We start from the raw sequence: 12,065 nt of genomic DNA, 5'->3' as shown, positions 1-12,065 counted from the left end.
GAGTGGTTTTGTCAATCAATAAATGGATTTTTCTTTCGATCCCAGTCCTCATAAGTCATGCTATCGTAGTCTTCTTCTGTATCAAGCTCAAGCGGCGCAATGCATTCAAGCAGATTTCCATCTGGGTCAAGAAAATAGATCGCTGCATGAAATTGCGGTGGATTATCCAGAACTAAAGGCTGCCTCTCTTCTGAAAAGCCAAACATTGGGTGAATGCCGATGCCCTTTTCAACCAGCCAAGCCTTGATCTGTTCAATACTGGACGTTGTAATTTGAAAGGCAACGTGCCGAGTCGAGGGATGGTATGGGAAGTCATTGATATCTACTTTCCACAAACCAAGCCAGCTCTTTCCTTTCTCAATCCATAAAAAAGCAACTCGTTCATTTTGGTGAGCAAGTGTCAATTCCAATTTTTCATAAAACGCAATAGACGCCTTCAAATCATTCACAGGTAAATGAGCTTCATACAAACCTTTTATCATCATCAAAACCACTCCTTTTCTACTTTCTATTCTGCGGGATTTAATGAAATGACACCTCAGCAAAACGATGTATTTTATCCCCTTCATTAGTTTGAGCAGAATGATATGTTTGATCCATTGCAGATGGGGGAAGGTGTTCAAATAAAAGAAAGGAGCGTTTTAAATGCCTTGGACGATGAATGATTATCCGGCTTCATTTCAATCGTTAGATCACATTATTCGAAAAAAAGCGCTTGAGATTGCGAACAAAATGATACAGGAAGGCTATGACGAAAGTAGAGCCATCCCAATTGCGATCAGTCAAGCGAAAGAATGGAAAAAGAACGCAACGGAAAAAGAGATCGAGAATTTCTCAGCCCGTGGTTCTATCACGCCATCTAAAGACAGCAGCTCCGCAAGACCAGAGCTTATGGATCATGCCCAGCATGTCGTCAAACATGAAGATGGCTGGGCGATTCAAACAGAGAAAGCAAAACGAGCAAGTGAGGTCAAACAAACGAAACAAGAAGCAATTGACCGGGCTAAGGAGATTGCCTCTAATAAAGGGACTTCAGTTGTTATCCATAGAAAAGATGGGAACATTCAGGACGTGTTAAAACCGCAATAAGACCGCCCAGGAGCGGTCTATTTTTATGCATTCTTTTCTTTTTTCGCTGGTGCTTTTCTTTTTTTAGGTGCTGCTTTTTTCGCTTTGGCTGGTTTTGATCGGTCGATTGAAGCCTGTAGCGCTGCCATTAAATCAGTTACATTGGATGCAGGATCTTTTTTGCCTGTCGTTTCTGGCTGAACGGTATGTTCTAAAGATATTTTATCTCCGATTAAATTCATCAGCTGTTCTCTGTATTCATCCTGATAGGCAGCTGGATCAAAAGTTGTGGTTAATTGTTCGATTAAAAGAAGCGCTGTATCTAACTCTTTTTTCACAATGTTTTCCTCTTGCGGGATATTTGGTACATCTGATACCTGTCTAATTTCATCAGGAAAATGAATAGTTTCCATCAGCAAAATATGTTCATAGCACCTAACGATCGCTAATTGTTCCTTTGAGCGGATCATAATCTTTGCCACACCAATTTTCCCCGATTCCTCTAAAGCTTTTCTTAATAATGAGTAAGCCTTCGCTCCGCCGGTATCTGGTGATAAAAAGTAACTTCTTTCATAATAGATTGGATCAATCTCTTCTATCTTCACAAAATCAATAATTTCAACGGCTTTTTCTTCATTTTCTTTTCGCAGTTTTTCAAGCTCTTCCTCGTCTAACTCAATGAATTTATTTTTTGCATACTCGTACGCTTTTACAATTTGTTCTGGTGCCACCTCTTCCCCGCAGTTGGCACAAACCTTTTTATAGTTAATGGGTGTGTGACACTCTTTATGCAGCTGTCTTAACTTAATATCTTTGTTCTCTGTAGCAGTAAACAGCTTCACTGGAATATTGACTAGTCCAAAGCTAATGCCGCCTTTCCAAACTGTATGCATCGCGTCGCCTCCGTTCTTTTCTCTTTACTATGCAATGTTTTCGTTAGACTTATGTATGTGAATGAAAATTTCATCCCACTCTAAGAACACATCATATGAGGAAGTGACATGCACAAATGAAACCTATGCGATTAACGGCTGCACATGATGTTCCTACCGGTGCAGACTGGGTGTATGAATTAAAATATGACGGCTTTCGAGTCATTCTGACGTGGGAGCAAAACAAGATTCATTTAGAAAGCAGAGCCGGAAAACGATTAAACGAACAGTTTCCTGAAATGATTGAACAGTGCGAACAATTAAGGGATCAGTTTGCTCCTTTTTTACCTCTGACGTTTGATGGAGAATTGGTCTTTTTACTGGATGAACAGCAAAGCGATTTTGCGAGGGTTCAGCAAAGAGGCAGATTAAAAAACAAAGAGGCGATTAAGCAACAGGCTGAGCGGTTTCCATGTCATTTGACCGTATTTGATCTATTAAGATGCAAAGGGCAATCTCTAATTGATTTGCCGTTGATGGAAAGGAAAAAACAGGTACAGCAAGTTTTCAAAGCAGCAAAACTTCCGCCATCTGTTCAGCTTGAGCACCCTTCCCTTCTTCAACTCATTCATACAGACACAAATCCTGAACATATGAAAAAGCTGATGACGACGTATTTAGCAGAAGGACTCGTTGCGAAAAAAGGGACGAGTAAATGGCACGAGAATACACGGTCAAAAGAATGGCTGAAAGTCAAAAACTGGCGATATATCTCTGTCATTGTGACTCGTTTTGATAAAGAAAATGGCTACTTCCAAGGCTGTATTTATCAAGATCATCATCTCACCGAGGTTGTCCAATTCAAGCATGGATTTTCTAAAGAAGAAGAACAAACGCTGCGTATGCTTTTTCAAACAAAAGGCAATCAAATAGGGACATCAGGATATGAAATCCCACCTTCTATCGTCGCGAGCATTGCTTGTATCTCCTTTGATGGGTCCGCCTTAAGAGAGCCGCGTTTTTCTTCCTTTTTACTTGATACTGACCCAGCGGCGTGTACGTTTCAGCAAATGCTCAAACAGCTGTATCCGCTCCCTGCTGTGATTGACGTCACTCATCCTGAAAAATCGATTGTGCCGTCTCTTCATCTGAACAAGGCAGATTACTTGCTTTATTTAAGACAAGCCGCTCCCTACCTCTTGCCCTTTTTACGTGAAAGACGGCTGACTTTAATTCGGTTTCCTCATGGCGCCGGGGATGAATTTTTTTATCAAAAATCGACACCTGATTATGCGCCAGATTATGTGTTGACCGATCAAGCTGATGATATTTCATACACTGTCTGTAATGACCCTCAGACGCTTCTTTGGCTCGGTAACCAGCTTGCAATGGAATTTCATATTCCTTTTGAAACAAGAGATACAAATCGGCCGATCGAAATCGTCTTTGATTTAGACCCGCCATCTGTTAACGAGTTTCATCTAGCCATAGAAGCTGCTAAGCGAATCAAAACGCTTTTAGACGGTCTCTTTCTTACAGCCTTTATTAAAACAAGCGGTGGTAAAGGACTGCAAGTTTATATTCCATTAAAGAAAAATGCCTTCACATACGAAGAAACGAGAACATTTACCGCGTTTATATGCCAATTTTTATGTGAACAAGCACCTGAGCTATTTACTCTGGAACGTCTTAAGAAAAAACGCGGCAATCGCTTGTATTTAGACTATATTCAGCACGATGCTGGAAAAACAATCATTGCGCCCTATTCACCAAGAGGAAATGAGCTTGGGCTTGTAGCGACACCGCTTGAATGGGACGAACTCCATCAAGATGGACTTCACCCTTCTTTGTTTACCATGCCAGCTGTGATAGAGCGTCTAAAGGAAAAAGGCGATCCATTCCGCCGCATGAGACACCTTGTAAATGATGACACTTTCAGACAAGTTTTGCACCGGCTTGAGGACATTATCCCGGCACATAAGATGGACATACGCGGTCATTAAGCGTTACACTTATTCATTAGAGAGCAAGAAAGGGATGACCATTTTGACCGCACATTCATTTCGAAATATAGCACTTATTTTCTTGTGCCTTGCAGCAGGTATTGTGGATGTGATTGGCTATTTGAGCTTAGGGCATGTGTTTACAGCCAATATGACAGGTAATATTGTGCTGCTTGGCATTGCAGCAGGAAGCTCCTTGCAGCTTACAGCCCTTCATTCCATCACTGCACTGAGTGGATTTGTTTTAGGGGTTTTACTAGCTGTTGTGATAGGCGGAAAACATGAGAAAACGTTTTGGCCAAAAGCCGTTACACGTATCTTTATCATAGAAGTCCTCATACTGCTTCTATTTGCTCTTATGACCATTTTCCCTTATACACAAGGTGCTTATTTTATGCTGATTATCCTTTTAAGTATGGCCATGGGCCTGCAAACAGCGGCCGCCCGCAAATTAAATGTGGCTGGTATTTCCACAACGGTTCTAACGAGTACACTCGCTAACCTATTTGAGGATTTGGCTCAGCGCATTTCACATCAGGAAAAAAGAAAAGCTCCCATTCAGCATGTCAGTTTCATGCGAATAGGCTCTATTGTTTTTTACTGCCTAGGTGCTGCTTTAGCGGCATACACAGATGCATACGATCCGTTTATCATCATTTGGCTACCTATCTCTATCCTTGGAGTCATTGTGATAACTGCTGCAATTAAGCACTTTCACCAATTGAAATAGCCATTCTCTAGAATGGCTATTTCAATCACTGTGATAAAACACTAATAACTTCTTACATAAAAACCAGGAGGACGCCCCATAATGAACGTGGAGCCATATGGAGAATATCCAGAAAATGTCCCGAATCCACCATATCCAGGATAACCTCCTAAACCAGAGAACACGCCAGGGCTCACATAATACCCGCCAAAGCCAATATGTGGTCCCACTGCTCCTCCGCTAAAACCGCCTCCATGAAAACCTCCATATACCCGTGGATACATACAATCACCTGCCTTCAAGTTACACCTCATCTCATCATATGCGTGACAAATGGAGGGGTGTTCCCTCTTTTGTAACAAATTCTATGTACAATAGACCAATTTGATAAAATTTGAATGAAAAGTCCTGCAAAAAATTAAATTAAGCAAAGAAAGGTGACCTTTTTAACTTGTTGCTCTGCCCTATGATTATTTAGAATAATGGAGCAGGTAAAAAATTTGCACACCCCCTTTGTTGCGAATTCTTCTTATTAAACGTTCTTGTAACGTTTAATAAGAAGAGCCTATTAATCACATACAAAAAACCCTTGCTGACGATCATCAACAAGGGCAAGAGATAAATGGTGAATTAACCACCAATGATTTTTTCTGCTACTTCGAAAGAACCCGCTACGTTTTCAGTTAAAACTGCCGCAGCAACCGCTAAACCCACAACGAATAATACTTTTAATCCTGTTTTCATCTTAAATCAACCCCATTCTTTTCATATGTAAATCCGCTTCTAAACTTTTATTGAAGTAAAAAACAGACTGCTCATAAAGTGTTTGCTTTTCACAATACTTAGCCGCAAAATGTGAAAGCTCTTTTACTTCATGATATTCATTCTTCTCTTCTAACTTTCTTAATTTCTCATCAATTTGCTGAAATCTTTGTGGTGCATTCGTTAAATAAAGGTCATGGACGATGCCTATTTTCAGCTGAAACACTTCATGAGAAGCATCTTTTATTCGCGCATACGCAGCCTCTATATATTGGCTTGCACGCTGCTTTTCACCAATCACACAGAGTTCCCGGCTCATCAGATACGTAGAATGGAAAAAGAAATCCGACTCGTAATATTCTTGATGGGACAATGCTTTTTCAAGATGATGTACTGATTCTTTCGGTTTATTCCAAAATGAATATAAAATGGCCACATTGTGATGAAGCTGAGCCAGCATAAAATCATCCTGCTCTTTTGTCAAAACCTCTTCCGCCAGACGGTAATTTTCAAGCGCTTCTTCATACCGGCCGATCTCAGTTTGATTCGCCGCTATGAGAGAATACGAAAGTGCGGTTCTTCTTTCATAGTGCTTGTGCCGTTTATAAACGTGAAGAGCTCTGCGGATATAGCTTAATGAGAGCATGATATGACTAAGCCGGTAGTAAAGCCAGGCCACCTTAAAATCAAAATCAGCACGTTCGATCTCACTTGGAATTTTATCTAAGAGCTTTTCAGCACTTTGATACATTTGCAATGCAACCTCGTAATTCCCTTGATGCTGCTCATACACCCCCTCATAAAAATCAAAATAATAGGCAAGTCGATTAGATAAGTCCTCCTCTTTTTTCCCGTGAAGACCTTCTATACTTTTGGTTGAAACACTGCCCTTTTGACCTCTTAAATTGTACATGAGAATGTGATGTCTCTTCTCAAGAAGAGAATAGTACATAAGGATGTCCGCATCATCAATTTCCTCTACTGCTTGTTTCGCTTTAGCAAATAGCCGTTCTGCCTCATCTGCATGATCCTTTTTAATTTCCATGTTCCAGTCATTTAATAATGATGCCAATTCCGCAACAGGAATCTTGCTCATTCTACACCCCCAATCACCTTCAGCTGCAACACATGATTTCTCTAAATATGGAACTTCTATTAGCAATTGCTAATTAGTCCATTTGAGATCATTTTAATATGAATCACTTCAATCTTCAATAACCGTTTCCTTTGAAAATGCGTTTCTTTCTTCTAGTCAATGAAGTTTGCGTAAAAATTCCGCCTTTTTTCGATTTTAAAATAACGAGTCATCTAGTGATGAAATAAAAAAAGCCCTTTTTGGGGCTTTTTGTCTTTATTCCAATCGGATGAAGGTAAGTGCCGCTCCAACAGACCCTCCCCAAGTAACACCACTGTTGCGACTATACCGAAAATTTGGTTACCCGCTGCAAGTGTTGTAATGAGTGATACATTGCAGGTAAATGCTGATAAAGTGGATGTTAATATAGAACCAGCAATGGCAAGTCCACTGTTAATCAGCCTTGTTCCAGCAAGCAGCGCTGCGTTTGTGTTCACTTAATATGCGATGAAATAGCAACCCGATACTGGCACTGTAAAAATCGTATTTCCACCACTTGCCGTAAAACCATCTAAGCTCTGATTATTAGGCAAAGAAACCGCTGTCCCGCCTAAGACACCAAGCACTGGAGGCGTACATTGAGTTAGCGGTTACAATTGTGCAGGATCGGTTATTCCTGTTGGACACTTCTATCAAAGAACACCCATGAGTAGAAAGGTTCCCCATCTTCCATGATGAGCAAATAAAGGAGATCTTATTGGACATTTGTAAGTAAAGCCTTCATTTTTTGTGTGAATATTGATCTCTTTCAGTTTACTCATCAACAGGTTTGTCACTTTCCATCAGCCCAATTCAATGCTGTATACAAACCATATGGTCTTTTATCATATGAGCCTATGACTATTTTGTGCGATTCGTCTAAGAGCAGGAGCTGGAAGAGACACCATGGAACTAATCACAAAATGTACTGAACGAAAAGTCACATTTAGAAATTGTTAACAGCCTATTGCATTATACGATATTAAAATCTGTTTTCCGTCATGTTCCGCGAAAAACAACGCCAAATCAAGACGCCTATAAAGGAGTTAACAGGTTATTCATAAATGATGAAAATAATCACCTTATAAAAATAGGTAAATTTAAGGTATTTTTACAAATTTCGACACAAACTACTCTTTCTCTTTGATACTATTGAATTAACCTATTTACAACTAATAGGTTAATTCGTATTAAGGAGTTGTTTTGTTTGAAAAAATCAACATTAAAAAAAGCTGTATTATCTATCGCCTTTTCAGCCACAATGTTATTTTCTATGAATACTGCAAGTGCTGCTCCGTTAGAGTGGGTCAGAGATGCTTACCCTGATCAGTGGGACTATGTATTAATTAAACAAAATGGGGTCAGTTACACTCAAGTTTGGACAAGTAGCAACAGTTATTTCCTTGTGAAATGCGAAGTATTATCTAACGGAAAATGCTTTGTTTCAAAATAAAACATTCACAAAACGACTTCCAATTTTGGGGTCGTTTTTTACTATAAAGTAAAAAATTCTTCTAAACTGGAGCTTTATATAAAACCTCATTGAGAGGGTAAGCTAGGTTTAGGTAAGTCTTTTTTAAACATGTATGCAATCATTCACTCTTACTGAATTCATTATTTATCTTTTAATGGTTATTTTGAGGATCATCTCTTCCTTTAGATTTTTCTTTACAATAACCCTATTAGCATTTTACTATATATCATATGAACGATAACTTCCGCGCCTCAGTAGCTCTAGAAGGGAAGAGCGCCGTAAAACAAATTGTAGCTGGCGGGTCGCAAGGCAAGGGTTTCAGAAGCACCGAAAAGCACACGAGCTGAGACGTGAGGCTTATGAGGTAGATGGAATGGGAGGATAAAATATCATGCATGTGTTTGAAGAGTATGTAAGCAACATTGGTAACCCAGAGCTGAAGCAGCGCACGCAAGACATTTTACAATGGATTTTAGACACATTCCCTCAATTAGAGCCAAGAATTGCTTGGAATCAGCCGATGTTCACAGACCATGGCACATTTATTATTGGGTTTAGCGTGGCAAAACATCACATTTCTGTCGCACCAGAAGGTAAAGGAATTGATCACTTTTCAGCTGACATTGTACAAGCGGGTTACGATCATGGAAAAAAGATGTTTCGCATGAAGGAAAGCTTGCCAGTTGATTATCCTCTCCTAAAGAAAATCATTGAATTTAATATCGAAGACAAAGCGGATTGTTCAACGTTTTGGCGAAAATAAAAAGCACCCCGATCTGAGCCATAAACAGATCGGGGCATTTTGCTGCAACATGTTATTTTGTTCTTTTCCTTACAACGTTCTGTTCAAGCCACTCATAACATGCCAAAATGGCATTCACGCTCCTTTGGCATATGGGCAAATAGACAACAGCGACCGCTGTTAAACTCGCTATGACAGCACCTGCTAAGACATCAAATGGATAATGGACACCTACCCAAATTCTTGAAAAACCAACGGCGCACGCTATGAACAGCCAATAAACATGGCGTTTGTGAAAAAGCCAAAAGATCAGACAAACAGAAAAAATAAAGATGGTATGATCACTCGGAAAAGAGTTATTCACTTCCTTTTGAATCAAAAGATTGACATGACTCATTTCGGCAAAGGGCTGCTGGTTGGAATAAAAAATACCTGCAATTTTTCCCATTAACTCTGCCAATATGAAAGTAAGTCCAGCAGATACAACCATGCCCCTATTGGTTCTACTTCGATTTTGAAACCATATGAACAGACACGTGAGTGCTGCTAACAGCACAGTATATTCAGCTAGTCCAATGAATATCGGATTCAAATAACCATGATCGATACTGAGCTGATTCACCCACCTAAATAAATCTTCATTATATCCCTGCATCTCATTTCATCCCTTTTTCCTCGATTTATGACAAGGATAAATGAAATAAGATGACTCCTCCATCGATTGAACGAACAAACCATGGAATCATATGACATGTTTGTCACTTTGCTGTCACTGAAGATCATTCACTTACTGCTCTATAGAGAGTGATGCTGCTCCCATTCCTTTTTTAGTAAAGCATATTGGTACGTGTTTTCATATTTAGGGGTGCCATCCTCATATGTAGTAAATGAAATAAACTCAAGAAAAAGCCCTTCTCTCCGCATGCCTAGTCGCTCACATAATGCCTGTGAACGGACATTATCATCTTCTACATAGGCATAAAGCCGCCTTGCTGCCTTTTCTACAAATAAATAGGACAAAAATGCCTCAGCACTCTCTCGTGCATATCCCTTTCCTTCAAATGCTTTATTGAAATTCCAGCCGATTGAATACGTATCAGGCTCCTCTTTTAATTGAAACAACTCACCGATAATCTGTTGGCTCTCTTTCAAACAAACTGCTACATATGAGTAATCTTCTTTTCTCTTTTGCACCTTAGCAGCCGCTTCCTCCAATGTAGAGATTCGATCATCAAGAAAACAATTGACTCTTGGATGAGCCAAGTACTCTAGCATTCCTGCCGCATCTTCATCGCAAAACGGTCTAATCATTAACCGGTTCGTTTCTAATAGATTCATATTGTACCCCTCACTGTTTCTGCTTGATTTCGCGTTTGCAGTCTCTCCATATTCTAGATGACATGTATCAACTTTGACAATCAGATCATGTTGAAGTGTCTTTAAATAAACCCATCAAAAGCATTTTGGCTCTTAAATATCATGATCACAACTGTTATAATAGAACATAGGTTTGCATTTTATCAAAAAGGGGTTACATCATATGATCAAAACGGTGGATGGCAACATTTTAGAGGCAAGCGAAGACATCATCTGTCACCAGGTGAACTGTAAAGGAGTCATGGGCGCTGGATTAGCGAAACAGATCAAAAGCAAATATCCGAATGTGTACAAAGATTATAAACAATTATGTACAGAACAAGGAGATGACTTGTTAAGCTCCGTTCAACTCATCCCAACAAAAGACGGAAAAACAATTGCCAACTTATTTGCCCAAGCTAGATACGGAAGAACAAGACAGCAAACAGACTACGATGCCTTACGCAGCTGCTTTCAACACTTAAAGGATACAGTGACACAATCACCTGAGGAGAAAAACCAAACGTCCATCGCCATTCCATATGGAATCGGCTGCGGATTGGCTGGCGGCGATTGGATGATTGTTGAAGAGATGATTGAAGAGGTACTAGGTGATTGTGAAGTGACGGTTTATCGGTTTAGATAGAGGGAAATGAAAAATGTAATTAGAAGGGAAATTTGTTTTTCGATCTTTTTGCTTTCGTTGATCGGTTCCTTTGACATGCTAATCAATAACAATTGATTCCAATCACAATCAATATTTTTATTTTGTCGTAACGTGTGTCTTTTTTGCTATTGAATAAAAGGAGTTATTAGAGCACCATTTCCGCATGGAATAGTGCTCTCAATAGTTCTCTAGTTTTTTTTCTATAATCTATCAAAGTGAAATTTTATAACATCTTAAAAATTCAAAAGTTACTCCAATGTAGAAAGGTATTTTTCTAAATGTTTTTTACCAGAATTACTTTTAGGTATAATACCTAGATGATTATATTTCCAAATGGTTTTTCTTTCATGAGGGTTTGTATTCGAAAGATCATCATAATTAAATTCTATATTGAAATGTCCGGTTTCATTAAATATCAGTGTGAAATTTGTCCAAGGCTCTTGACCACTTTGTTCAAACGCTCTCCTAAGTTCTTGGATACAGTCAACTAATTGATGCCATCTTTCTCTGTATTCATGTTCACTCACTTCAAACAATTCAGTGATCTCATGACTATATATCGGCTGATCATCATTTTCCTCAGGTAAAAAATAAAAGTAAGCAGTCTGTGAACCTTCAACTACCTCACCATATAAATACACCTTTATCCAATTGACAGGTATTGTCTTAACTACAATATCAACTATCTGTTTGTATACATATTCTAGTTCTTCTTCATTCATTATTTTTTCCCTCCATACACATTATCGAATCGTCTGATTTCCCATTCATCCTCACCAATTTTATACTTAATATCAAAAGTTTCTGGACGTAGAGAATCAGCTTTATAGTTAGGTGTTATCTTTACTTTAACCTGATCACCATTTTGAAGAGCATCAGCCCATGCATTCTCAAGCTTTTTCCATTCACCTTTATTTAAATTTCCATTCATCGGAACTAGATTATCAATATCCCCGGAACCTTAAAAAATAGTCGCGATTAAATGACCTCCGTCATCATCTAGTAATCGGTCCGGATTTCCTGAATTTAACTGAGCGTACTGGTTTCTTTTGATCTCTCCGTATTTTAAATCACTTGCTTCGATTTTAGCAATCCGTCCATAGTGATCGTTCGTAAAAGTTGAGAAAAATTTAAAAGGCAGGGAGAAAGGGATGGTAAAATATTCGGGAACGAAAATGGTAGTATATGACAATTTTTAAGAAATTCATTAAATATGGCATACAATTTAAAGGTGTTGTACGTAATAAATATTTTGTTAAAACATCAGATTGGGATTGCAAAGATTATCTCTATTCTGT

At 39.0% G+C, this 12,065-nt stretch carries 15 protein-coding genes and 1 pseudogene; 6 read left to right on the top strand and 10 right to left on the bottom strand.

Annotated elements, in window-relative coordinates; all coding sequences use genetic code 11:
- Nucleotides 1-11: 11 nt before the first annotated feature.
- Nucleotides 12-485 (bottom strand): VOC family protein, encoded by a 474-nt coding sequence (locus tag MHH68_RS08605; RefSeq protein WP_058015681.1) that lies wholly within the window; start codon nt 483-485, stop codon nt 12-14.
- Between the two features lie 160 nt (nt 486-645).
- Between MHH68_RS08605 and MHH68_RS08600 the strand changes: the two genes are divergently transcribed.
- Nucleotides 646-1,089, top strand: coding sequence for a DUF2188 domain-containing protein (locus MHH68_RS08600; RefSeq protein ID WP_339165738.1), 444 nt, complete (start codon nt 646-648; stop codon nt 1,087-1,089).
- A gap of 23 nt (nt 1,090-1,112) precedes the next feature.
- On the opposite strand, the gene MHH68_RS08595 is transcribed toward MHH68_RS08600, so the two are convergent.
- Nucleotides 1,113-1,961 carry a Ku protein gene (locus MHH68_RS08595; RefSeq protein WP_061407914.1) on the bottom strand — a complete coding sequence of 283 codons (849 nt, stop codon included), beginning with the start codon at nt 1,959-1,961 and terminating at the stop codon, nt 1,113-1,115.
- 116 nt (nt 1,962-2,077) lie between these two features.
- Here MHH68_RS08595 and MHH68_RS08590 point away from each other — a divergent pair, with 116 nt between their 5' ends.
- Nucleotides 2,078-3,943, top strand: coding sequence for a DNA ligase D (locus MHH68_RS08590; protein ID WP_061407912.1), 1,866 nt, complete (start codon nt 2,078-2,080; stop codon nt 3,941-3,943).
- A gap of 34 nt (nt 3,944-3,977) precedes the next feature.
- The gene (locus tag MHH68_RS08585) at nt 3,978-4,673 is read left to right on the top strand and encodes a YoaK family protein (RefSeq protein ID WP_058015685.1); all 696 of its coding nucleotides are present in this window, start codon (nt 3,978-3,980) and stop codon (nt 4,671-4,673) included.
- Between the two features lie 41 nt (nt 4,674-4,714).
- Here the strand turns inward: MHH68_RS08585 and MHH68_RS08580 are convergent, their stop codons facing one another.
- The 4 genes from MHH68_RS08580 to MHH68_RS08565 all read right to left on the bottom strand — a co-directional run bounded on the left by MHH68_RS08580 (nt 4,715) and on the right by MHH68_RS08565 (nt 7,115).
- Complete coding sequence (locus MHH68_RS08580) at nt 4,715-4,954, bottom strand: hypothetical protein (RefSeq protein ID WP_234034881.1); 240 nt, start codon at nt 4,952-4,954, stop codon at nt 4,715-4,717.
- A gap of 443 nt (nt 4,955-5,397) precedes the next feature.
- Nucleotides 5,398-6,510, bottom strand: a complete 1,113-nt coding sequence (locus MHH68_RS08575) for a tetratricopeptide repeat protein (protein ID WP_058015687.1) — start codon at nt 6,508-6,510, stop codon at nt 5,398-5,400.
- 212 nt (nt 6,511-6,722) lie between these two features.
- The gene (locus tag MHH68_RS08570) at nt 6,723-6,986 is read right to left on the bottom strand and encodes a hypothetical protein (RefSeq protein WP_235567101.1); all 264 of its coding nucleotides are present in this window, start codon (nt 6,984-6,986) and stop codon (nt 6,723-6,725) included.
- Entirely contained in the window at nt 6,987-7,115 is a 129-nt protein-coding gene (locus tag MHH68_RS08565; protein ID WP_244270790.1) for a hypothetical protein, read from the bottom strand.
- 620 nt (nt 7,116-7,735) lie between these two features.
- On the opposite strand from MHH68_RS08565, the gene MHH68_RS08560 reads away from it, so the two are divergent.
- The gene (locus MHH68_RS08560; protein ID WP_034660753.1) at nt 7,736-7,981 is read left to right on the top strand and encodes a hypothetical protein; all 246 of its coding nucleotides are present in this window, start codon (nt 7,736-7,738) and stop codon (nt 7,979-7,981) included.
- Nucleotides 7,982-8,393: 412 nt separating this feature from the next.
- Entirely contained in the window at nt 8,394-8,765 is a 372-nt protein-coding gene (locus MHH68_RS08555; protein ID WP_058015688.1) for an iron chaperone, read from the top strand.
- A 52-nt stretch (nt 8,766-8,817) separates the two neighbouring features.
- Here the strand turns inward: MHH68_RS08555 and MHH68_RS08550 are convergent, their stop codons facing one another.
- Nucleotides 8,818-9,399 carry an undecaprenyl-diphosphatase gene (locus MHH68_RS08550; protein WP_058015689.1) on the bottom strand — a complete coding sequence of 194 codons (582 nt, stop codon included), beginning with the start codon at nt 9,397-9,399 and terminating at the stop codon, nt 8,818-8,820.
- Between the two features lie 140 nt (nt 9,400-9,539).
- Nucleotides 9,540-10,082 carry a GNAT family N-acetyltransferase gene (locus MHH68_RS08545; RefSeq protein ID WP_061407909.1) on the bottom strand — a complete coding sequence of 181 codons (543 nt, stop codon included), beginning with the start codon at nt 10,080-10,082 and terminating at the stop codon, nt 9,540-9,542.
- Between the two features lie 202 nt (nt 10,083-10,284).
- On the opposite strand from MHH68_RS08545, the gene MHH68_RS08540 reads away from it, so the two are divergent.
- Entirely contained in the window at nt 10,285-10,746 is a 462-nt protein-coding gene (locus MHH68_RS08540; protein WP_061407906.1) for a macro domain-containing protein, read from the top strand.
- 269 nt (nt 10,747-11,015) lie between these two features.
- Here MHH68_RS08540 and MHH68_RS08535 read toward each other — a convergent pair whose 3' ends face one another.
- Both MHH68_RS08535 and MHH68_RS08530 read right to left on the bottom strand, forming a co-directional pair.
- Nucleotides 11,016-11,489 (bottom strand): antitoxin YezG family protein, encoded by a 474-nt coding sequence (locus tag MHH68_RS08535; protein WP_339165737.1) that lies wholly within the window; start codon nt 11,487-11,489, stop codon nt 11,016-11,018.
- A pseudogene (locus MHH68_RS08530) lies at nt 11,489-11,887 on the bottom strand (DNA/RNA non-specific endonuclease); the annotation flags it as partial. The pseudogene MHH68_RS08530 and the gene MHH68_RS08535, both read right to left, overlap by 1 nt.
- Nucleotides 11,888-12,065 lie beyond the last annotated feature (178 nt).

Origin of the sequence: Bacillus sp. FSL K6-2841 (assembly GCF_037976435.1) — a bacterium.
Classification (GTDB): Bacteria; Bacillota; Bacilli; order Bacillales; family Bacillaceae; genus Bacillus; species Bacillus pumilus.
The sequence above is the reverse complement of the archived record's forward strand: the minus strand, read 5'-3'. Positions and strand labels throughout refer to the sequence as shown.